Below are 22744 nucleotides of genomic sequence, written 5' to 3'. Positions count from 1 at the left end.
GTTGCCAAGCGCTCGGGCGCGCGCAAGGTGGTGATCACCGACATCAACCCGACGCGGCTGGAGCTTGCCCGCAAGGTCGGCATCGACCATGTCGTCGACGCGTCGAAGCAGAACCTGACCGACGTGATGAAGGCGATCGGCATGACCGAGGGCTTCGACGTCGGGCTGGAAATGTCGGGGGCGGCACCCGCCTTCCGCGACATGATCGACAAGATGAACAATGGCGGCAAGATCGCCATTCTCGGCATTGCGCCGGCTGGATTCGAGATCGACTGGAACAAGGTGATCTTCAAGATGCTCAACCTCAAGGGCATCTACGGCCGCGAGATGTTCGAGACCTGGTACAAGATGATCGCCGATCTTCAAGATGCTCAACCTCAAGGGCATCTACGGCCGCGAGATGTTCGAGACCTGGTACAAGATGATCGCCTTCGTCCAGGGCGGGCTCGACCTGTCGCCGGTCATCACCCACCGCATCGGGATCGACGAGTTCCGCGACGGCTTCGAGGCCATGCGTTCCGGCAACTCCGGCAAGGTCGTCATGGACTGGTAAGCGGGACAACGTTTTGCAGACAGTATCGACGTAAACAGGCCGATCGGCCGGGGTGATAGAGATGTTTAGGCAAACTGGTGCGGCCGTGTGGATCTTTCCGCCAAGGCCGAATGCGCGATGAACATTTCGCCACCTGTGGAGCTGCAGGAAAACTGGAACCGCCGGATGGTCACGCTGGCGTTTCCGATCATCCTGGCCAATCTCGCTCAGCCGGTGTTGTCGCTGGTCGACACGATGGTGGCGGGGCATCTTCCCGGTCCCTGGTATCTCGGCGGGGTTGCGCTCAGCGGCGTTCTGTTCAACTTCCTGTTCTGGAGCTTCAGCTTCCTGCGGATGGCGACAACCGGACTGGTCGCTCAGGCATCGGGGGCCGAGGACGGCGCGCTTGTGCGCAAGCATCTGCTCAGGGCGCTTCTCATTGCCGCTGCCGGTGGCGCGATCATCCTATTGCTGCAGAAGCCGATCATCGAAATCGGACTTGCGCTCCTTGGTGGCAGTGAAGCGGTCTACGAGAGTGCCGTGGCTTACGCGTCGGCGCGAATCTGGTCCGCCCCCGCGGCTCTCGGGAATTTCGTTCTGCTCGGTTATCTGCTGGGTCGCCAGCGCGTGATGATTTCGCTCGCGTTGCAGATCGCGCTCAATGTGCTCAATCTTGTTGCGACCGTGACATTGGTCTTCGTGTTCGACTGGGGGGTCGCCGGCATCGGCGCTGGCACCGCCATGGCCGAATGGTCTGCCTTCATTGCCGGTTTGTTGATCGTGCGACCCTTCAGTGCGGGGCCGCCGCTGGCGTTGTGCGAACTCCTGGATGGCGCCGCCTTTCGAAGCTTGATTGCAGTCAACCGCGACATATTCTTGCGCAGCCTCTTCCTGCTGGTGTGCTTCGGCTGGTTTGCGCGAAGCGGCGCTGCAGAAGGCGACGCGATCCTGGCGGCCAATGCGGTGCTCTTGAACCTCCATGGCATCACCTCCTATGGCCTCGATGGTTTTGCCCATGCAACCGAGACCCTTGTCGGATCCGTCATCGGCGCACGCCGCAAGCAAGCCCTTCGACGTGTGATTAAGGCGGCCTTCCTGTGGTCCGGACTGGTGGCGCTGCTGTTTTCGCTGTGTTATGCGCTGGCTGGTCCGACGATCATTTCCCTGTTGACCAACCAGGAGGAAGTTCGCGCCGCGGCCGTCCACTTTCTTCCCTACGTCGTCGTGTTGCCGCTGATCTCGGTGACGAGTTACATGCTCGATGGTGTGTTCATTGGCGCAATACGCACCCGGGAACTGCGCAACAGCATGTTTATCTCGACGACGGTCTTCCTCGCGACGGCATACATTCTCCAGCAAGTCTGGGGCAATCACGGGCTCTGGCTCGGGATGATGGTGTTGATGCTGGCGCGCGCGGCGACATTGGGCCTCAAACTGAAGCGTATTTTTGCGCAGCTGTGATCTGGGCGCGTTGACGAAAGGCGCCCTCGGGCCTTCGCCATCGCCTGCTTCGCGTTGCCACTGGGCGATACCGGGCTGTCTTCTGGTTTGACCCTGTCGAGTAGCCTTTAGAGTGCTCGGTTGAGCAGGGAAAAGAGGACTGGCTCGTTGACGGCGGCCAGTCTGTCCCGGCGAGGGCGGTGACGTCGTCATCCAGTTCAAGCTGGTGGGCTCATTCCGGCAACCCAGACAGGCGCAGACCATCGGCAAACCGCGCATAATCTTCCGGGCGATGGATCGGAAGCCAGTCCTTGAGATTGGCGATGCGCAAGGATGGATCAAGCGCGCGCAGGCGCTGCATGGCCTGTCGCGCTTCTACGAGCCGCCCCGCGAGCGCGTGGCTCGACGCCAGAAGGGCGACCGCGACGAGGAGGCTGGGCAGGTTTCCCAGCGCCTTTTCCGCCCAAGACGAAGCGGAATCAAAGCGCCCGTCGAAGAAATGCGCGAGCGAAGTGGCGGCCTCCATTCGAAACATTTCCGGATCTAATGGGCTCAAACGAACGGCATGCGCGAGATCCTCGATGGCGTTTTCCGTTTCGCCACGGAAGACACGCAGAGCCCCGCCGAGGAACCAGGCGGGGGCGAAGTTCGGATTGAGTAGCCGTGCCCTGTCGATGAGCGCAATGCCGCCGTCGACGTCGCCGGTGAGATGCCCGAGCGCGTGGCCGGCTCTCGTTAATGCCACCGCATCATCGCGACCCAGCTCCACCGCCAGCCGCGCCAGCCGCACGCCTTCGGCGATCTCGTGGTTCCGGTCAACCATCCAGCCGTTCAGCTTGCGCCAGAAATGGCACCAGGCCGCCCCGCCATAGGCCGATGAAAAGTCGGGGTCGAGCTCGATCGCCTTGTAGAAAAGGGCCAACGCTGCCTCGATCACTTCGCGGGTTCCGATGTGCAGTTTCGCCATGCCGCGCAGGTAATAGTCGTAGGCGTCAAGGCTTTCCGTCGGCTTGCGTTTGGCGCGCTCGATTTCCACGCGCTCGAGTTGCGGTGAGATCGCGCCGACGACACTGGCCGAAATCTGATCCTGAAGGTCGAAAATGTTGTCGAGCGCGCCCTCAAAGCGCTCTGCCCAGAGATGCGCCCCGGTCGTGGCGTCGATCAACTGGCCGGTGATGCGCACCTGGTTGCCCGCCTTGCGCAGGCTGCCTTCCAGCACGTAGCGCACGCCCAGTTCCCGGCCGACTTCCTTCACGTCCACCGCCCGGCCCTTGTAGGTAAAGCTGGAATTGCGCGCGATGACGAACAGCCAGCGAATGCGCGACAGTGCCGTGATGATGTCCTCGACCACGCCGTCGGCGAAATACTCCTGCTCCGGATCGCCGCTCAGGTGCTGGAACGGCAGGACTGTAATGGAGGGCTTGTCGGGAAGGACGAGCGCGGACGGCTGCCCCTGCAATTTTCCGGAGGCCTGTTCATTGGCGCCACGCCCGCCGGGCTGTGGCGTGTCTCCGATTTCATCGACCTCAACTTCGCCGACGAAGCGGAAACCCTTGCGCGCAATTGTGCGAACCAGGCACTGCTCCTCGCCACTGTCGCCGATGGCCTTGCGAACCGCATTGATGTGGCTGGTGATCGTCGATTCCGAGACAATCCGACCGCTCCACACCGCCTCCAGCAAGTCGTCCTTGCTGACGACGCGGTTGCGGTTCACCACCAGGTGGAGCAGAAGATCGAACACCTGCGGTCCGACGGACACGACTTGCCCGCGCAGGGTCAGTTCCCTGCGCTCCCGATCAAGCACGTAGTCTGCAAACATGAACTGCAAGGCCGGCATCCCTGAACGCGCGCCACCGGCTCGCGGCCGAGGCAACTGACGAATTGATGTCTGACATCGGTAGCAGACGTCTGGCCCGCCACCCGCCCCGTAAGGGCTTCGGTCAGGCAGGCGTCTTGGACATATATTCAAGCATCCTTCAAAGGCAATTCAAGCCTGCCTCAAGGACTTCCCACATACCCGCAGGTACTCTCCATTCGTACAGACGGCAATGGTTGCGGTCGGAAAAGCGGAGAAAACCCATGAAGATCGTCGTCATCGGAGGCACCGGCCTCATTGGATCGAAACTTGTGAAGAACCTGCGCGAGCGCGGTCATGACGTGCTGCCTGCCTCTCCCAATACCGGCGTGAACACTATCACCCGCGAGGGGCTCGCGGGAGCGATGGATGGCGCCGAGATCGTCGTCGACGTGGCGAATGCGCCGGTCTGGGAAGACAAGGCCGTTCTCGAGTTTTTCGAGACCTCGGGTCGTAATCTATTGGCGGCCGAAGCCGCTGCCGGCGTTCGCCATCATGTTGCCCTGTCGATCGTCGGCAGCGAACGCCTTCCGGACAACGGTTATTTCCGGGCCAAGATCGCGCAGGAAAACCTGATCAAGGCGTCCGGCATTCCCTACACCATCCTGCGCGCCACGCAGTTCTTCGAGTTTGTCGGCGGCATCGCGCAATCGGCCGACGTCGACGGCGAGATCCGTCTGTCGCCGGCGCTGTTCCAGCCGATTGCGTCCGACGATGTGGCGGCGGCGCTCACCGATGTCGCACTCGCACCGCCGATCAACGGCACGGTCGAAGTCGCCGGCCCCGAGGCCGTTCCGCTCGATGAACTGGTGAGGCGCTTCCTCAAGGCAAAGCATGACACGCGCAAGGTCGTGCCGGACGTTCACGCACGCTACTTTGGTGCGGTGCTTAACGATCAGTCGCTGACACCAGGCGACAAACCGCGCCTCGGCACCATCCATTTCGAGGATTGGCTTGGTCAGCAAGCCGCACATTGAGGCTGGCGCAGACGCCAGAAACGCTCGTCCGGGACCCGGCGCGGCGTCCCACGAAACACCCATTAGGAGAACGACAATGCTGACACGGTTTCTCCATGCCTTTGCCCTGGCAACACTCTCGATCACCCCGGTCTCAGCTGCCGACCGATCCGAGGGCAAGGTGACGATCGTATTCGACCACGTCCTTCCGAACGTTCCAGGCAAGAGCATGAAGGGCGTGCTCGTCGAGTACGGCCCGGGCGGCGCTTCGCCCGGCCATACGCATCCGGACTCGGCCTTCATCTACGCAACAGTGCTCGAAGGCTCGATCCGCAGCAGCGTCAACGGCGCGCCGGAACGGGTCTACGCGGCCGGCGAGAACTTCTACGAGGATCCCGGCGCTCGTCATGGCGTCAGTGCAAACGCCAGCGACACGAAGCCGGCGCGATTGCTCGCGGTGTTCGTCGTCGACACTGGTGAAAAGGAATTGACCACGCCCATCGGCGAATGACGCATCGAACGCGTTTTCCACGCGGGCAGCCTTTGGCAACTCCGTCGAAAGGCTGCCTCGCGGCCACCTAACCCCAACAGGAACTGAGAAAATGGATCCGCTCGAGGACAAAGCCGCCACCGTCGTGGGCGAGGGCGCAACGATCCGTGGCCCAGCAAAACAAGGCAACAAGAAAAAGGTCGTCGGCCTGCTTCTGTGCCTCGGCGCAGTGATCGCCGTGGCCGGCGGATGGGCCTGGGCTCGTCCGAGCGGCGAGGCGTCGACCGACAACGCCTATGTGCGCGGCGATGTGACCTCGCTTGCCGCAAAAGTCGGGGGCTACGTCACGGCGGTGGAGGTTGATGACAACGAAACCGTAAGCGCAGGGCAGGTGCTGTTCCGGATCGATGATCGGGACTACAGCGCGCGGCTTGCGCAAGCGGTCGCCAATATGGAAGCCGCCGAAGCTCGCCTCACCAATGTCGACGCGGAGACCGAACTTCAGCACGCACTCATTCGACAGGCCGAAGCACAGAAACGTTCGGCTGTCGCCGAGATGGATCTGGCGACCAAGGCCTATGGCCGCCGCCGTGAGCTTATCCGCAGCAACACAATCAGCCAGGCTCATGTCGATGAAAGCGATACCGCGCGATCAAGAGCGGAGGCGGGCGTGGCGGCTGCATCCGCCACAGTCGAGGCTCAGCAGCAACGCATAACGGTCTTTGCCGCTCAGCGCGAGGCGGCCGTTGCCGCCGTGGCCCAGGCACAGGCCGCTCGTGATCTCGCCCAGATCGATCTCGAAAGCACCGTGGTTCGCGCGCCTGTTGCCGGCGTTATCGGCAACCGCCAGGTTCGTATCGGAAGACTTGTCGCGCCGGGTAACGCTTTGCTCGATATCGTACCGGTCGCCGGGGTGTGGGTGGTGGCGAACTTCAAGGAAACCCAGCTCGAACATATCAGGTCCGGCCAGCGCGTACGCATTCGCATCGACGGTTATCCGAACGATGCGCTTGTGGGCGTGGTTGACAGTTTTGCGCCTGGCAGTGGGGCTGCCTTCAGCTTGCTCCCCACCGACAATGCGACAGGCAACTTCGTTCGTGTCGTACAACGCGTTCCGGTGAAGATCCGGCTTGCCGGCAATCCGCTGCTTGGCCGTCTGGTTCCCGGCCTTTCCGCACGAGTCGCGATCGATCTGGGGAGCGGATCATGACAATGGCCGTCACCGCGATCCCGGAGCGTGAGAGATCGGCGACAGGCGCGCTTCTGGTCACTGGCATTGTGCTTGCCGCCCTGACGGAGGCGATCGCCAGCACCGTCCTGTCGCTCGGGCGTAGTGATATCATCGGCGACACCTATGCAACGCCAGACGAGTTCGCCTGGCTGGATGTCGGATACACCAGTTTCAAGCTCATCGGCTTCATGACGGCCCCCTGGCTGCTCAGCCGCATCCATCCCTTGCGCCTGATTATTGCCTCGACCCTTGCCATGGGCTTGGCGTGCGCCATTGCCGCCATGGCCACTCGCCTGGACTTGCTGGTCGTCCTTCGAGTAATTCAGGGCTTCTCCGGCGGCACCCTGTTGGTCGGCGGTCAGGCGATTATTTTCCTCGCCTATCCCAGAACTCGTCAACCAATCCTGCAAGCGTTGTTCGCCATGGGGGCCGTTGTCGCGCCAGCGACGATCGCCCCGGCGCTTCAGGGATGGTTGCTCGACAGCCAATCCTGGACATGGATCTTCTTCAGCGTCGTTCCGGTGTCGCTGGCGGCTGCCGGGCTTCTGCTGATCGCAGACGTGCCAATGCCGGCAAAAGCGGCGCATCGCCCGTTTGACTGGATCGGTTTTACATTGATGTCCGGCGCGCTCTTTTCGCTCACGTATGTCCTCAGCCAGGGAAGTCGATGGGATTGGTTCGAGGAGCCTCGGATCCTGTGGCTAACGGTGATTGGCATGGCCACGCTGCTGGCGTTTCTTGGCCAACAGGTGCTGGCAAAGGGGCAGGGTCTGCTCGATTTTACCCTGTTCTGGTCGGAGGATTTCAGCTTCGCCTTCATCGTCAGCTTCGTTGCCGGCGCCGCACTTTTCGGCAGCGCCTTCCTCATTCCCTCATTCGCCGTGTCCGTTCTCGCATTCACGCCCACCGACGCTGGGCAGCTCTTGTTGCCGAGCGGTGCACTTTTCATCGGTGCGCTCCTGCTGGCTGCCTTTCTGATGCAGGCTCGCCACCTTCCTCCGTTTGCCACCGTGCCCTTCGGCATCCTGATGATCATGGTCGCCATGTGGATGCTGTCCGGTTCGACCAGTGAGAGTGGCGCGGACGACATGATGGCAGCGGTCCTGTTGCGCGGTCTGGGTCTCGGTTTCCTGTTTCTATCGATCACCCTGATTGCGTTCAGTAACCTCAACAGCCGCAATCTTGCCTCCGGGATCGGCCTCTTCAATACCGGTCGCCAGCTCGGTGGGCTGATCGGAGTCGCAGGGCTGCAGACATTGATCGACCATAACGTTGCCGCCAATGTCGCCGTGCTTGCCGCCGACGTGACCGGAGGGGAGATCGCGGTGCTCGAACGGCTGAAGATCACGACAGCCATGCTGATGGCGAAAGGGATGGAAGGAGCTGCCGCTAGCCGGGCAGCGACGAGCCTTCTGGGCCGGGCGGTCACAAGTCAATCGACGGTGATTGCCTTCGACACTGCCTTCAACGCCGTCGCACTGCTTTTTCTGGTTGCCGCCCCAATTTTGGTCGCCATCAAGATCGGATTGGCAAAATATGAAAAGGCACGCGTTCAGCAATCGCAAGGCGAAGAAGTCGAATTGTAAGAGCTTCGCCAGTAACCCCGCGGCCCGTCCATGCTTCGCAAAGGCACACGCGGACCAGATGGCGCATCTTGCTTCGGCGGACTGAGCGGCGCCGAAAGGCTGCATTTGCGACACATCCCTTCAGCAGTGACGACCCGCCCGATCACTTGCATATGACGACGGTTCAACGCGTGCGGTAGAACGGGTCGAACTAGACGGCAACCGCAACGACCGCGACGCAGTCTCCTGCCTTGACGAGGCCAGGGAAATGCCGGGCGCACAGGATGCCATCCATCTTCGTGCAGACGTCGGAAGGCAGGGCGCCGGTTTTGCCGATCGGGTGGATGCGGGCGACGACCTGACCGGCAACGACGCTGTCCCCCATGTCGACCAGAGGTTCGATCAGGCCGGCGTCCTCGGCAAAGGAAAAGCAATTTCCATCCGGCATATCCAGCCATTGCGTCCGGCCGGCAGCCGACTTGTCCCCACCCTTCAGGATGCCGGCCCTGCGCAAGACGTTGGCGACACCCTGTTTGGCAATGCCCGCGCTTTTTGCAGTTGCCGTGCCACCGCCTCCAAGTTCCGTCGTGATGAAGATCTTGCCCATCTCCTCCGCCGCGGTGTCGTACATTCCAACCGCGTCGATCTCGAGCATCTTCATCGAGTAGGGCGCGCAAAATGCATCCACGAGTTCAAACGATCGTGCCTCCTGTTCCTTGTCTGGCAGGATGTGCGCCGCGCAGAACGGCAGGAAATCCAGCGTCTTTCCGCCGGAGTGAAAATCGAGGACGATATCGGCTAGCGGCAGCAGTTCGCGCTGGAAGTAATCGGCGATCTTCTCCGTCACCGTGCCGTCGGGCCTTCCGGGAAAGCTGCGGTTCATGTTGCCCTTATCGATCGGCGATGTGCGCGTCCCCGATACGAAGGCGGGATAGTTCATGGCCGGCAGAATGATGACCCGGCCGGCCACATCTTCAGCCTTCAGCGTGCGCGCAAGGTCGAACAGGGCGATCGGCCCCTCATACTCGTCGCCGTGATTGCCACCGGTCAGAAGCGTCGTCGGCCCTTCTCCGTTTTTTACGACGGTGACGGGGATCATCACCGAGCCCCAGGCGGAATCATCGCGGCTATAGGGCAGCCGCAGGAACCCATGCTGGACGCCGTCCATCGAGAAATCGACGGTCGGCGAGATCGCAGACGGGCGCAGCTTTGAAACCGTCATGATCAGTCCTTCACGAAAAGCTTGCGCGGCACATTGGCGAGGCATTCGACCCCCGTCTCGGTGATCAGGATGCTTTCTGTGGTCTCAAAACCCATGTCCTCGAGCCACAGGCCGGTCATGAAGTGGAAGGTCATGCCGGGCTTCAGTTCGGTCCTATCGCCAGGACGCAGGCTCATGGTGCGCTCGCCCCAATCCGGCGGATAGGACATGCCGATCGAGTAGCCCGTGCGGTTGTCCTTGACGATGCCGTACTTCTTCAGAACTGCGAAGAACGCCTTGGCGATATCCTCGCAGGTGTTGCCCGGCTTGGCCTGGGCAAGCCCCGCCTCCATGCCTTCCAGTGTCGCCTTTTCTGCGTCGATAAACGCAGGCGTCGGCTTGCCGAGGAATACGGTGCGCGATAGCGGCAGATGGTAGCGATTGTAGCAGCCGGCAATCTCGAAGAACGTGCCTTCGCCCGACTTCATCGGACGGTCGTCCCAGGTCAGATGCGGTGCCGATGCCTCGACGCCTGAAGGCAGCAATGGCACGATCGCTGGATAGTCGCCGCCGATGCCGTCAACGCCGCGCGTGCCGGCATCGTAGATCTCGGCGACAAGGTCGCATTTGCGCATGCCGACCTCGATCTTGTCGAAAATGCGCTGATGCATGCCTTCAACGATACGGGCAGCGTTGCGCATATAGCCGATTTCGGTTGGGCTCTTCACCGCGCGCTGCCAGTTGACCAGCGCCGTCGTATCGACGAAGCGGGCATTGGGCAGATGCTTCTGCAAGGCCGCATAGGCGGCCGCCGAGAACCAATAGTTGTCCATCTCGACACCGATCCGCAGCTTGTCGAGACCGCGCTCGACAAGCTTTGCAGCGAGATAATCCATCGGATGGCGCTCCGTGGACTGCACATAGTGATCAGGGTAGCCGATGATGTTCTTATGGCTCAGATAGGCCGTCAGCTTGGCGCCATTGGCATCCTGTCCGCGCCCGTACCAGATCGGCTCGCCGGTCGGCGGCACCACAACTGCCTGATGCACGTAGAACGACCATCCGTCATAGCCGGTGAGCCAGGCCATATTGGTCGGATCGCTGACGATGAGCAGGTCGACGCCCTTTTTCTCCATGGCCTTGCGCGTCTTTTTCAGTCGCGCCTCATACTCCCCAAGGGAAAATTTGAGATTGGGTTGGGTCATGTCTCTCCCTCATTCTCCGGCCGTGCCGGTCTCAACTTTCAAATGTCGTGCCCTTGCCGCGCTCCTGCGCGCGGGCGAAGGCAAGCGTGGCAATGGCGGTGTCCTGGATCCCGGTGCCCGTCAGGTCGACGATCGTGATCTGGTTCGCATCGGTGCGTCCCTGCCGCTGGCCGGCGATGATTTGTCCGAGCTCGGCAAAGTCGGCGTCGGCGGCAAGGGAGCCGGCCTTTATGGCGTGGTGCAGTTCACCGAGACGCCGCGTCTGCTTCAGGCTGTCGGCGACATAGAGCGAGGCTTGGGCAATCGCTGCGGGTTCGATCTCGTTCTTGTGCTCGGCGTCGGAACCCATCGCGGTCAGATGCTGGCCCGGCTGCAGCCAGGCAGCTTGGAGGATCGGTGTTTCCGCCGGCGTCGTGGTGACGATCACATGCGCGCCATCCACCGCGCGCTGCGCATCGCGTTCAGCACGCACCGGAAATCCGAATTTCGATGTCAGCGACCGCGCCGCAGCCTCTGCCTTTTCGGGATCGCGGGCCCAGATCCGCGCTTCCCGGATCGGCCGCACCAGGCAAAGCGCTTCGAGCTGTAGCATCGCCTGCATGCCCGCACCGAAAATGGCCACGACCGAGGCGTCCGGTCGCGAGACGTGCCTGGCAGCGACCGCGCCCGCCGCCGCCGTGCGCACGTCAGTCAAATAGCCATTGTCGAGCAACAGCGCCTGCACGACACCTGTTGTGGCCGACAGCAACACCATCAGGCCGTTGGTGCTTGGCAAACCGAGCTTGGGATTGTCGAAGAAGCCCGGACTGATCTTGATCGCAAAACTGTCTAAGCCTGGCACATACGCTGTTTTGACGTCGACTTCTCCCCGGTGTTCGGGGATGTCGAGGCGCAGGATTGGCGGCATCACCACAGCTTTCGTGGCGAGCGCGTGAAAGGCATTCTCGACGCAATCGACGGCCGCAAGGTCCAGCGGCACGATCGCCCTCAGGTCGGCCTCGGTCAAAATGGTCATGCGTGTCATGCCGCATTCTCCCGCAACAGATCCGTCTCGCCATTCACCACGCGCCGGTGCAGCCCCATGTCGACGTTTCGGCCGGAGAGGATCAGCGCAAGCGGGCGGCCGTGCGGGTCGATCTTGCCGGCAAGCAGTGCCGCAATGCCGACCGCACCTGCGCCTTCGACGATCTCACGCTCCTGTGCGTAGGCGTGGCGCATGCCGGCGGCGATCTCCGCTTCTGAGAGCAACACGACGCCGTCGAGCAGTGCGTGACACATGGCAAAGGTGACGCGATTGGCAAGGCCGATACCGCCGCCGAGCGAGTCCGCAAGACTTGGCACCTCGGTCACCTCGATGGGGTGACCCGCATCGAGGCTCGCCTTCATCGCCGCGCCCCGTTCCATGGTGATGCCGATCACGCGAACGCCCGGCCGGCGCGCCTTGACCGCCAGCGCCACGCCCGAGGCCAGGCCGCCGCCGGAAAGCGGAACGAGCACGGTTCCGACCTCCGGCATGCTGTCGACGATTTCGAGGCCGAGCGTGCCTTGGCCGGCAACAATAGCCGGGTGGTCGAACGGCGGCACCATCACGAGCCCGTCCTGCTCGACGAGCCTTTCGACTTCGCGCTGGGCATCGTCCTGCGAGGCACCGGTGATATGGACCCTGGCGCCAAGACGACGAATTTCAGCGACCTTGTTGTCGGGAACGAGGTGCGACATGCAGATCGTCGCAATCGTGCCTTCGGCCTTTGCGGCATGGGCGAGAGCCCGGCCGTGATTGCCGGTGGAGGCGGCAACGACGCCACGCTTGCGCTCGTCAGGCGACATGGACAGCAAGGCGTTGCAGGCGCCGCGCAATTTGAAGCTGCCGGTGGTCTGGTGATGTTCCAGCTTGAGCCCGACAGGCACACCCGACAATTCGGACAGGGATGGCGAGAGAACCAAAGGCGTTCTCAGCACATGCGCCGAAATCCGGCGGGCGGCCGCTTGAATGTCGCCATAGGCCACGGGCAGGGGAGATCCGGACATGCTCAAACTCCCGCCATCGGCAGCGTCATCAGGCGGCCGAGCTGAGGACGGTGCTCGTCATCGCCGCAAAGGCGCAGGCACGCCCAGGCGGTTGCCAGATTGCTGGTGACAACGGGCCTGCCAATCGCATCCTCGATGCGGGCAGCGACAGAGGCGGCGCGGACCGCCGTGCAGGAAATGAAGAGCGCGTCAGAGCCAGGCGCCATTGCCTCCCTGGCAAAGGCGATGATTTCGTCGGCACCGATACGCGCCATTTCGCGATCATCCGTCAGGCCAAGGCAGGTAAACCGATCGATCGTAAATCCGCTTTCGGCAAAATAATCCGCCATCGGCCGGCTGGTCTCGAGGGTATAGGGTGTCAGCACGGAAATGCGACGGGCATCGAGGGCATGGAGACCTTTGACCGCCGCCGCAGTCGGGGTGACGACCGGCACGTCGGGCTTTGCTGTGCGGATCGCCACCGTGACCTGCTCGTCGCCGATGACCACCGAGGCCGAGGTGCAGGAGTACATGATAACGTCGAGTTGTTCGTCGGGCAGGATCAGGCCGGCGGCCGTCGTCAGCGACGGCCGCATCGCACGCAGGTTTTCAGGCGTGACCGGATTGGCATAATGGATGCGCGCGACATAGACGCCGATACGATCGCTTGCGACCATGCGCTGGAAATCCGGCTCGGTCGTGTGGTCGGTGGCGAGGATGATCAGTCCGACGCGTTTTTCGAGCGGGCGCTCGTCAAGTTCGGGAGCACGAGAGGCGAGGGAAAGAGAGAGCGTTTTTTCCATCAACGTTCCTCCACGCGACTGTAGCGTTCTTCCAGCCACCTGAGGAAGACGACCGAGATGAGGCTCATGACCAGGAAGAACACGCCGACAAGCGTCATCGGTTCGATGTAGCGATAGTTGCTGTTGGCGATGCTTTTCGCCTGGTTCATCAGTTCCAGTACGGTGATGGCCGATAACAACGGTGTCTCCTTGAACATGGCAATCAGATAGTTCGCCAGCGCCGGGATCATGGGCGGTATCGCCTGCGGCAGGATCACGTGCAGCCAGGTCTGGCGCAGCGTCAGATTGGTGGCGCGCGCCGCCTCCCATTGCCCGCGCGGCACGTTCTCTATGCCGGCGCGATAGACTTCAGCCGTGTAGGTGCCGTAGTGGATTCCAAGCCCGATGACGCCGGCGACAAGCGCAGGCAGGCTGATGCCTATGTCAGGCAGGACGTAGAAGATGAAGTAAAGCTGGACAAGCAGCGGCGTGCCGCGAATGAACTCGAGGATGAAGCCGACCACTCGGGCAATCGGTTTCGGGGCCGAGAGCCTGAGGATCGCAAAGACGAGGCCGACGACGGCGGCGACTGCTGCCCCCAGAACCGTGGCCAGGATCGTGATCTTCAGGCCTTCGAGCAGGGTCGGCATGATCTGCCAGACGAAATTCCAATCCCATTCCATCAGATCATGCCCTCACGCCATCAAGGCCGCGCGTCATGCGCCGTTCAAGCCACCGCATGCTGCGCGAAATGACCCAGGACATCAGGAAATAGAGAACGAGGATCACCGTGAACGGGATCAGCGTGTTGCCGGTCTGGGCACGCACGACCTGTGCCTGAAACGTCATGTCTGTCAGCGAGATCAGCGAAACGACGGCCGTGCCTTTCAACAGCTCGATGGCGTTGTTGCAGAAGGTTGGCAACATCAGCGGCAAGGCTTGGGGCAGGATGATATGGCGCATGGCCTGAGAGCGGGTCAGGTTGAGCGCGATGCAGGCTTCGCGCTGCTCCCGGCCGATCGCCTTCACCGCACCACGCACCACCTCGGCACCATAGGCTCCGACATTGAGGCCGAGCGCCAGGACGCCCGCCTGTAGCGGCGTCAGCGTGATGCCTGCGAAAGGCAGCACGAAGTAGACCCAGAAGAGCTGCACGAAAATCGAGGTGCCGCGAAAGAACTCGATGTAGGTCGTCGCCAGCGCCCGCACCGCCATGAAGCGGCTGACGCGCGCAAGCCCTGCCACGAAGGCCATGACGACGGCGAGCGCCGAGCCAAGCACCGTCAGCTGCAGCGTCACCAGCGCGCCCTGCAATATCAGCCCTATGTAGCCGGACCAGTCGATCATCGTTGTTCACATTTCCAGTCGTCGTCGTGAGCGATCGAGACCGGCTCCCTTGTCGCAAGCGCGAAGAAGGGAGCCGGAGAACCTTACTGGGCCGCGCAGAGCTTTTCGCGCGTCGTCGACATCGCCGCCTTGGCGGAAAAACCATACGGTTCGATGATCTTGGCGAACTCACCTGATTCCTTCAGCTTCGCCAGTTCGACGTCGAAGGCGTCGCGCAGCGCTTCGTCGCCCTTCTTGAACGCGGCGCCGTCGCAGTAGACCGGCGCACCTTCGACAGGGGCGACAACCTCGAGGTTCGGGTCGTTGGCTTTCGACATCAGGTCGTTGATCGACAGGACCGGCAGGGAGTAAACGTCGATGCGCCCATCCTGCAGCATCTTCAGCCCGCTCTGACCATCAGGCACGACAATGACGCGATCGCGCGGAACGCCGGCTTCCAGCGCCAGCTTTTCCTCGGTGCCGCCGCCCGGCGCGCCGATCTTGACATCGGGATTGTCGGCAATGTCCTTGTAGCTCATCAGCTTCAAGGGATTGCCCTTCTTCAGCGCGAAGGCTTCCGCGTCGCAAAGAACCGGTTCCGAATAGGCAACCGCTGCACAGCGCTCGGGCTTCATGAAGAGGCCGGCGGTGATCGCATCGTGCCGCCCGGCCTGAAGGCCGGGGATCATCGCGCCATATTCGGAGATGGATGCGGCGACATCAGCAACGCCGAGGCGCTTGAAGATTTCGCGGGCAACGTCCGGTGCGGCACCAGACACCTTGCCGTCGGCCCCCACTGCGGTGAACGGCGGCTCGTTGGCGATCGCAATGCGGGCAAAGCCCTGCTCCTTGAGCTGCTGCAGCTTGTCGTCGTCAGCAGCGGCCGGGGTTGTGGCAACGAATGCAATCAGCGTCGAAACGCTTGCGGCCACTGTCATAAAATGCGTCATTTTCATCGGTATCGGCTCCTCTGGCTGTTCTTCATCTTCTTGTTTGGGGCACATCCCGGCGCGAACGCTCAGACGCGGTGCCCTGCCGCGATTATCTTGCGCAGGAACACCTGCGTGCGCTCTTGCTTCGGATGACGGAAGATGTCGTCCGGTTTACCTTCCTCGACGATCTTGCCGCGGTCGAAGAAAAGGATCCGGTCGGCAAAATCGTGGGCAAAGCCCATCTCATGGGTGACGAGCAGCATCGTCATGTCGGTCTCGGCTGCGAGTTTGCGCATGACGTTCAACACTTCCTCGACAAGCTCGGGGTCGAGTGCGGATGTGACTTCGTCAAACAGCATGATCTTCGGCGACAGCGCCAGCGCCCGGGCAATCGCCACCCGCTGTTTCTGCCCGCCCGACAGCTGCGCGGGCATGCTTTTGGCCTTGTCGGCCATGCCCACCATGTCGAGAAGCTCCATTGCCCGCTTTTCCGCAGCCGGCCTTGCCATGCCCTTGGTCAGCATCGGCGCCAGCGTGACATTGTCGAGAACGCATTTGTGCGGAAACAGGTTGAAGTGCTGGAAGACCATGCCGATCTTCTCGCGCATCCGGTGAAGGTAGCGCTCGTCGGCGGCGACGAGGCCGCCGTTCCCGGGCATGTGATAGAGCTGCTCACCATCGACATGGATATGGCCGCCGCTGATCGTCTCCAACGTCATCAGGATGCGCAGGATCGTCGTCTTGCCGGAGCCGGACGGACCGATGAGCGCAAGCTTTTCGCCTGGCATGACCTGCATCGACAGACCGTCGAGCACCGTCAACGGACCGTAGCGCTTGATGATGTTATCGATGCGGATGATGGGTTCGGGCATTCACGTCTTTCCCTGGTGGGGACCGGTGATGCCTTAACGATGATCGCCCATCTAAATCATGTCAATTGGAATAATAATATCATGACAATTATTCCAATTCCGCCCGGAAAATAGGCTTTCGCCTCAAATCGCAAGCAGAAGCGCTTCGGGATTTCCCATCGCAAGCGAGGCGACGATGCCGAGGCCCTGTCGCAATTCCTGCTCGGTGGTGGAGCCCAGCGATATGCGCACGGCCGGGCGCCAGCCGAGGTCCGAGGTGCGGAAGGAAGATCCTGGCGCTATCGCCACGCCACGCAGGCGCGCCTGCGAGACGAAGCCCTCTTCGGTATGACCCTCCGGCAGCGGCAGCCAAATATGCAGGCTCTGCGGATGGGAATGATAGTCGAGATTGCCGAGCGCCTCGGCGGCAATGGCGTGGCGGGCAGCCAGTGCCCGCCGCTGCCAGTCGACCAGCTCGATTGCCGTTCCATCGCTCACCCAATGCGTCGCGATCTCGGCGATTGCCGGTGTCGCCATCCAGTTCGAGACGAGATGCCGGTTGGCAACGGCAGCCACATAGCGATCAGGTGCAGCGAGATAGCCGATGCGCAGGCCCGGAACGGTGATCTTGGTGAAACTCGTGATGTAGAGCGTCCGCTCCGGCGCAAAGGCCGCGACCGGCTTTAGTCCCGCATCGACGAGCGGACCGAGAATGTCGTTCTCGATGATCGCGATGTCATGACGACGGGCGACTTCGGCAAGGGCGGCGCGCCGCGCCTCGCTCATCAGCGTTGCCTTCGGGTTGATGACCGACGGCTGCAGGAAAATCGCCCGGATGACGCCTTTTCGGCAGGCTTCGTCCAGGGCCCCAGGGATCATGCCGTCATGGTCGATCGGCAGGCCTTCGAGGTGGATGCCGAGATAGGTCGACAGCGGCACCAGCGTATGATGGCTCACCGCCTCGGTCGCAATTGTCGATCCGGGAGGCGCGACGCTCATCAGCGCCACCGTCATGGCCGATGTCGCGCCGTTGGTCAGGCTGACATTGAGCGGCGATATCTCCAGGCCACAGCGGGCAAGCCATTCTGCCGCCACGTTGCGATGACGCGGGAACACCATGTTGGGGCGGAAGGAGAGCGCCGAACTCGAGGGCAGGTTCTCGGCAAGCCAGGCAAACGCTCCCCGCATTTTCTGCAGATGGAGCTGTTCGCAGACCGGTTTGAGGATCGAAAGGTCGATCAGTTCGCCCAGGCGCTCCGGCAGATAGGGGGGCTCAGGCTCCTTTGCCTGGGTCTGCACGAAGCTGCCGCGCCCGATTTCGCCGGACACAAGCCCTCGGCGGATCAGTTCGTCATAGGCCCGGCTCACCGTTTGAACCGACAACGACAGCTCGTCGGCAAGGTTGCGATGGGTCGGAAGGCGCTGCCCGTTGGATAGTTTGCCCTCCTGAATCGCGCGCGCGAACTGTTCGGCCAACGAGAGGTAGGCCGGACGGCGGAGTTGGGCAGGGTCGGGGCGCCAAGTTGTCATGATTTTACACTGCTGAAAATCAGGTCAATTGACAACGGCAAAATCAACACCCAATCTCTTTTCCCAGATTTGACATGAAACAGCACGCGCGAAAGCCATGAAATGAAACTCGACGCCATCGACCTGCGCATCCTTGAGGCGGTCCAGGAGGACGGTCGCATTACCAAGCTGGCGCTCGCCGAAAAGGCCGGGCTGTCGCCGACGCCATGCTGGATGCGGCTTCGCAAACTGGAGAAGGCCGGCATCATCACCGGCTACCATGCCCGGGTGGCTGTGCGCCGCGTGGCGCCGGTGGCGAGCGTGATGATGGAAGTGACGCTCGGCAATCACCGGCAGGCTGATTTCGAGCGCTTCGAGCGCGCCGTCGCAACCATACCCGAGATCACCGCCTGCTGGTCGGTCGGCGGCGGCGTCGATTATATTCTGAAGATCATCGCGGCAGATATCGACGCCTACCAGCGGCTGGTCGACAGCCTGCTCGATCGCGAACTGGGGATCGACCGCTACTTCACCTACATCGTGACGAAGACCGTCAAGGAAGAAACCGTTCTCCCTCTGGCCGCATTGCTGCCGGCAGCACCCTAGACAATCTCTCTTTCCTCCGGCACGATTTCAGACAAAGTCTCTCGTCGCTGCTCGCTGAACAGACAATCTCTCGCCCGTCCGCTGACACTATCTCCTCAGCCCATGCCGAGGAGATGCCGATGGCCGCCGTTTTCGCCCGCACACCGTTTCACGACACGCTGAACCAGTTGGGAGATCGTCACCTGCTGCGCGAGCTTGCCTATGTCAACGGTCGCTGGACCTCTTCTCGCCAGGGCAAGAGCTTTGCGGTGACCGACCCGGCCACGGGCGGGACCCTTGCCTGGGTGGCGTCGCTCGATGGCGATGAAACGACTGCGGCGATCGACGCGGCAGACAGGGCTTTCGCCGGGTGGCGGGATATGCTTCCGCAGGAGCGCGCCGGCATACTGCGCAAATGGTGCGAACTGATGCTGGCTGCCAAGGACGATCTCGCTTTAATCATGACGCTGGAGCAGGGCAAGCCGATTGCCGAAGCACGCGGAGAGATCGACTATGCCGCGTCCTTCCTTGAGTGGTATGGCGAAGAAGGCAAACGCTTGAATGCCGAAAGCGTCACAAGTCACCTTGCCGGCGCCGAGATGATCGTGCGTCGGGAGGCGCTCGGCGCCGTCGGTATTGTCACGCCTTGGAACTTCCCGTCGGCCATGGTCACCCGAAAGGCTGCCGCAGCACTTGCGGCGGGGTGCACGGTGGTCGCCCACCCGTCCTGCGAAACGCCGCTTTCGGCGCTGGCGCTCGCCGAACTCGCCGAACGGGCCGGAATTCCAGCAGGCGTATTTAACGTCGTCACCGGCGACGCAGCGGAGATCGTCGGGCAGATGTGCGCGGACAAACGCCTGCGCGCCATGAGCTTTACCGGATCGACCGAGATCGGCCGATTGATCGCCGGCCAATGCGCGCCGACGATGAAGCGCCTCGTCATGGAGCTTGGCGGACATGCCCCGCTCATCGTCTTTGCCGACGCGGATATCGAAAAAGCGGCCGACATCGCTATCAACGCCAAGTTCGCGACGTCCGGCCAGGACTGTCTGGCTGCCAATCGGATCTACGTCGAACGCCCGATCCTTAGGGCTTTCGATGCCGCGTTTGCGGCACGTATCGCCAAGCTGAACGTCGGGGGCGGTCTGGATGCCGGTGTCGACATCGGTCCGCTGATGCATGAGCGCGCTGTCGCCAAGGTCGAGGAACAGGTCGCCGACGCGCTGAAACGCGGAGCGACCCTTGTATCCGGCGGCAGGCGGCACCACGTGGGCGCGCTATTTTACGAGCCGACGCTGCTGACCGATGTTCCCGATGACGCGCTGATCATGCGGGAAGAGACATTTGGCCCTGTTGCGGCCGTCACCTCCTTCGACAGCGAGGCGGAGGTGATCGCCCGTGCCAACGACACGGACTATGGCCTGGTCGCCTATGTCGTCACCGAGAACGGAGCACGACAGATGCGGCTCGGCCGGGCACTCGACTACGGCATGGTGGCGATCAACCGGGTGAAGATCACCGGCGGGCCCGTTCCCTTCGGCGGCTGGAAACAGTCGGGTCTCGGCCGCGAGGGATCGAGACACGGGCTCGAGGCCTTCAGCGAGCTCAAATATCTCTGCATCGACACCGCGGCCTGAAGTCGCTCCATCACCAATCGAACACCGACAGCATAAGGACAAAACACCATGCTCGACCGCAACAACGAACTGACCGCCTGGGACCGCGACCACTTCTTCCATCCGTCGACCCACATGGGCATGCATGCGCGCGGCGAGACACCGACCCGGGTGATTGCCGGCGGCGAGGGCGTCTACATCACCGACGTCAACGGGCGGACAAGTCTCGATGCCTTTGCCGGGCTCTACTGCGTCAATGTCGGCTATGGCCGCCAGAAGATCGCCGACGCGATTGCCGAGCAGGCAAAGAACCTGGCCTACTATCACGCCTATGTCGGGCATGGCACCGAAGCCTCGATCACGCTGTCCAAGATGATCATCGACCGGGCACCGGAGGGCATGTCCCGCGTCTATTTCGGGCTTTCGGGTTCGGACGCCAACGAAACCAACATCAAGCTGATCTGGTACTACAACAACATTCTCGGACGGCCGGATAAAAAGAAGATCATTTCACGCTGGCGTGGCTATCACGGATCCGGCGTGATGACTGGATCGCTGACCGGTCTTGCGCTCTTTCACAACGCCTTCGACCTGCCACGCGCACCGATCCTGCACACGGAGGCACCCTATTATTTCCGCCGGCCCGACCGTTCGATGGACGAGGAGCAGTTCTCGCAATATTGCGCCGACAAGCTTGAGGAAATGATCGTCAATGAAGGGCCGGACACCATCGCCGCCTTCATCGGTGAACCGATCCTCGGCACCGGCGGTATCGTTCCGCCGCCGAAGGGCTATTGGCAGAAGATCCAGGCGGTGCTTGCCAAATACGACATCCTGCTGATCGCCGATGAGGTCGTAACCGGCTTCGGCCGTCTCGGCACGATGTTTGGCTCGGATCACTACGGCATGAAGCCGGATCTCATCACCATCGCCAAGGGGCTGACCTCCGCCTATGCTCCGCTCTCGGGAACGATCGTCTCCGACAAGGTGTGGCAGGTTCTGGTTCAGGGATCCGACGAACTCGGGGCCATCGGCCATGGCTGGACCTATTCCTCCCATCCGATCTGTGCTGCAGCCGGCATCGCCAATCTCGAGCTGATCGACGAACTCGGCCTCATCGAAAATGCCGGTACGACCGGCGCCTATTTCCGCGAAAGACTCGCCGAAGCGGTTGGCGGCCACAGGCATGTGGGTGAGGTTCGTGGCGATGGGCTGATGGCAGCCGTCGAGTTCGTCGAAGACAGGGACGACCGTAGGTTCTTCGATGTGAGCCAGAAGATCGGCCCGCAGGTTTCTGCCGCTCTTGCCGAGCGTGGCGTCATCGGCCGCGCCATGCCGCAAGGCGATATCCTCGGTTTTGCCCCGCCGCTATGCCTGACACGGGATGAAGCCGATATCGTCGTGAAAGCCGCGACGGCGACAATCGAACAGGTTCTCGGGCGCTGAGGGAGGCCGTTATGACCTTGATACCGACAACGATGAGCGCGGTGCAACTCGTCGGTCATGGCGGGCTCGACAAGCTCGTCTACAACGGCGCTGTCCCCGTGCCGGGGCCGGCCTCCGACGAGGTTCTGATAAGGGTGACGGCCTGCGGAATGAACAACACCGATGTCTGGGTGCGCCAGGGCGCCTATGGCACGGAGGACGACGCAGCCGCGGTTTCGACCTGGCGTCGCCAGGGCAACACCCTCACTTTCCCACGCATCCAGGGCACCGATGCCGTTGGTCGCATCGTCGCCACCGGATCGCGCGTCGATCCAGCGCGTATCGGTGAACGAGTGATGGTGGATTTTTCGATCTACAACCGCGATGACGACAGCCTTGCCGACATCGATTACATGGGCCATGGCCGCGACGGCGGCTATGCTCAATATATGGCGCTGCCAGCGGAAAATGCCCATGTCGTCGATACCGATCTGACGGATGTCGAGCTGGCGACGTTCTGTTGTGCCTACCTGACGGCGGAACGCATGTTGGAAAGGGCACGGCTGGTCGCCGGCGAGATCGTGCTGGTGACTGGTGCCTCGGGCGGCGTCGGTTCCGCCATTATCCAGCTGGCGCGGGTTCGTGGCGCGGTGCCGATAGCCATTACCAGCGCGGGTAAAGAGCAGGCCCTTCTCGATATCGGCGCCAGTGCCGTGGTCACGCGCGACAAAGGCGATCTCGTGGACGCAGTCACCAAAGCATCACAGGGCAAACCGATCGATGTCGTTGCCGATCTCGTTGCCGGCCCGATGTTCAACGATCTTCTGAAGGTGCTGAAACCGGAGGGTCGCTACACCACCGCCGGCGCGATCGGCGGCGCCGTCGTTCAGCTCGATTTGCGGACGATGTATCTGAAGCAGCTTGAACTGCACGGTTCAAGCCAGGGCACCCGGGCCGATTTCAGGCGCTTGGTTCGCTATATCGAAGAAAACAGAATCCGGCCGCTGGTCGCAGGCGTCTATCCGCTGCGTGAGTTTCATCGCGCCCAGTCGGACTTCATGGCCAAGTCTTTTGTCGGCAATCTGGTTGTCGTTCCGGACTGAGGGCCGAATTCCTTCATGCTTGACAAATTCGAGAACGAGCTATGCGGCCGGCGCCGCATGCGTCTCGAGCAGCAAGACCGGCGAAACCATCGGACTTCACAATGTCGGAGTTGAGCCAATGTTCCATTGGTAC

General features: G+C 62.0%; 20 protein-coding genes and 1 pseudogene. 10 read left to right on the top strand and 11 right to left on the bottom strand.

The genetic code is table 11. The features are described 5' to 3' along the window. Positions 1-553, top strand: a pseudogene (locus ASD02_RS26800) (zinc-binding dehydrogenase); the annotation flags it as partial. Between the two features lie 117 nt (positions 554-670). Further along, the gene (locus tag ASD02_RS26795) at positions 671-1993 is read left to right on the top strand and encodes an MATE family efflux transporter (protein WP_057221411.1); all 1323 of its coding nucleotides are present in this window, start codon (positions 671-673) and stop codon (positions 1991-1993) included. A 211-nt stretch (positions 1994-2204) separates the two neighbouring features. Here ASD02_RS26795 and ASD02_RS26790 read toward each other — a convergent pair whose 3' ends face one another. Beyond that, positions 2205-3800: a winged helix-turn-helix domain-containing protein gene (locus ASD02_RS26790; protein WP_057221410.1), complete on the bottom strand. Its 1596-nt coding sequence runs from the start codon at positions 3798-3800 to the stop codon at positions 2205-2207. 251 nt (positions 3801-4051) lie between these two features. Between ASD02_RS26790 and ASD02_RS26785 the strand changes: the two genes are divergently transcribed. The 4 genes from ASD02_RS26785 (at position 4052) to ASD02_RS26770 (ending at position 8090) form a co-directional block, all read left to right on the top strand. Then, complete coding sequence (locus ASD02_RS26785) at positions 4052-4804, top strand: SDR family oxidoreductase (RefSeq protein WP_057221406.1); 753 nt, start codon at positions 4052-4054, stop codon at positions 4802-4804. Positions 4805-4880: 76 nt separating this feature from the next. Then, on the top strand, positions 4881-5294 hold the full coding sequence (locus tag ASD02_RS26780) for a cupin domain-containing protein (RefSeq protein WP_057221405.1): 414 nt from the start codon (positions 4881-4883) through the stop codon (positions 5292-5294). Positions 5295-5385: 91 nt separating this feature from the next. Next, complete coding sequence (locus tag ASD02_RS26775; protein ID WP_057221404.1) at positions 5386-6483, top strand: HlyD family secretion protein; 1098 nt, start codon at positions 5386-5388, stop codon at positions 6481-6483. After that, positions 6480-8090, top strand: a complete 1611-nt coding sequence (locus tag ASD02_RS26770; RefSeq protein WP_057221403.1) for a DHA2 family efflux MFS transporter permease subunit — start codon at positions 6480-6482, stop codon at positions 8088-8090. Before ASD02_RS26775 ends, ASD02_RS26770 begins: the two co-directional genes overlap by 4 nt. Positions 8091-8280: 190 nt before the next feature. Here ASD02_RS26770 and doeB read toward each other — a convergent pair whose 3' ends face one another. The 10 genes from doeB to ASD02_RS26720 form a co-directional block, all read right to left on the bottom strand. Beyond that, positions 8281-9291 (bottom strand): N(2)-acetyl-L-2,4-diaminobutanoate deacetylase DoeB, encoded by a 1011-nt coding sequence (gene doeB, locus ASD02_RS26765; protein ID WP_057221402.1) that lies wholly within the window; start codon positions 9289-9291, stop codon positions 8281-8283. Positions 9292-9293: 2 nt separating this feature from the next. After that, the gene (gene doeA, locus ASD02_RS26760; protein WP_057221401.1) at positions 9294-10475 is read right to left on the bottom strand and encodes an ectoine hydrolase DoeA; all 1182 of its coding nucleotides are present in this window, start codon (positions 10473-10475) and stop codon (positions 9294-9296) included. A 31-nt stretch (positions 10476-10506) separates the two neighbouring features. Next, on the bottom strand, positions 10507-11499 hold the full coding sequence (gene eutC, locus ASD02_RS26755; RefSeq protein WP_057221400.1) for an ectoine utilization protein EutC: 993 nt from the start codon (positions 11497-11499) through the stop codon (positions 10507-10509). Next, a complete protein-coding gene (gene eutB / locus ASD02_RS26750) occupies positions 11496-12503 on the bottom strand; it encodes a hydroxyectoine utilization dehydratase EutB (protein ID WP_057221399.1) in 1008 nt (335 codons plus the stop codon). The genes eutC and eutB overlap by 4 nt, the downstream gene beginning before the upstream one ends. Positions 12504-12505: 2 nt before the next feature. Further along, positions 12506-13285 (bottom strand): ectoine utilization protein EutA, encoded by a 780-nt coding sequence (eutA, locus tag ASD02_RS26745; protein ID WP_057221398.1) that lies wholly within the window; start codon positions 13283-13285, stop codon positions 12506-12508. Then, positions 13285-13947, bottom strand: a complete 663-nt coding sequence (gene ehuD / locus ASD02_RS26740; protein WP_057207769.1) for an ectoine/hydroxyectoine ABC transporter permease subunit EhuD — start codon at positions 13945-13947, stop codon at positions 13285-13287. The genes eutA and ehuD overlap by 1 nt, the downstream gene beginning before the upstream one ends. A 4-nt stretch (positions 13948-13951) precedes the next feature. After that, a complete protein-coding gene (gene ehuC / locus ASD02_RS26735) occupies positions 13952-14611 on the bottom strand; it encodes an ectoine/hydroxyectoine ABC transporter permease subunit EhuC (protein WP_057207768.1) in 660 nt (219 codons plus the stop codon). A gap of 83 nt (positions 14612-14694) precedes the next feature. Then, a complete protein-coding gene (ehuB, locus tag ASD02_RS26730; protein ID WP_057221397.1) occupies positions 14695-15546 on the bottom strand; it encodes an ectoine/hydroxyectoine ABC transporter substrate-binding protein EhuB in 852 nt (283 codons plus the stop codon). A 62-nt stretch (positions 15547-15608) separates the two neighbouring features. Beyond that, entirely contained in the window at positions 15609-16394 is a 786-nt protein-coding gene (gene ehuA, locus ASD02_RS26725; protein WP_057221396.1) for an ectoine/hydroxyectoine ABC transporter ATP-binding protein EhuA, read from the bottom strand. A gap of 123 nt (positions 16395-16517) precedes the next feature. Continuing rightward, entirely contained in the window at positions 16518-17903 is a 1386-nt protein-coding gene (locus ASD02_RS26720) for a PLP-dependent aminotransferase family protein (protein WP_057221395.1), read from the bottom strand. Between the two features lie 102 nt (positions 17904-18005). On the opposite strand from ASD02_RS26720, the gene ASD02_RS26715 reads away from it, so the two are divergent. The 4 genes from ASD02_RS26715 (at position 18006) to ASD02_RS26700 (ending at position 22611) form a co-directional block, all read left to right on the top strand. Continuing rightward, positions 18006-18488: an Lrp/AsnC family transcriptional regulator gene (locus ASD02_RS26715; RefSeq protein ID WP_057207765.1), complete on the top strand. Its 483-nt coding sequence runs from the start codon at positions 18006-18008 to the stop codon at positions 18486-18488. Between the two features lie 119 nt (positions 18489-18607). Next, entirely contained in the window at positions 18608-20104 is a 1497-nt protein-coding gene (locus ASD02_RS26710; RefSeq protein ID WP_057221394.1) for an NAD-dependent succinate-semialdehyde dehydrogenase, read from the top strand. Between the two features lie 48 nt (positions 20105-20152). Continuing rightward, positions 20153-21529, top strand: coding sequence for an aspartate aminotransferase family protein (locus tag ASD02_RS26705; protein WP_057221393.1), 1377 nt, complete (start codon positions 20153-20155; stop codon positions 21527-21529). Positions 21530-21540: 11 nt separating this feature from the next. Then, positions 21541-22611 (top strand): alcohol dehydrogenase family protein, encoded by a 1071-nt coding sequence (locus ASD02_RS26700; protein WP_057217375.1) that lies wholly within the window; start codon positions 21541-21543, stop codon positions 22609-22611. Positions 22612-22744 lie beyond the last annotated feature (133 nt).

The sequence above is a fragment of the Ensifer sp. Root1252 genome (assembly GCF_001425885.1).
GTDB lineage: Bacteria > Pseudomonadota > Alphaproteobacteria > Rhizobiales > Rhizobiaceae > Ensifer > Ensifer canadensis.
This window is presented reverse-complemented; position numbering and strand designations above follow the sequence as displayed.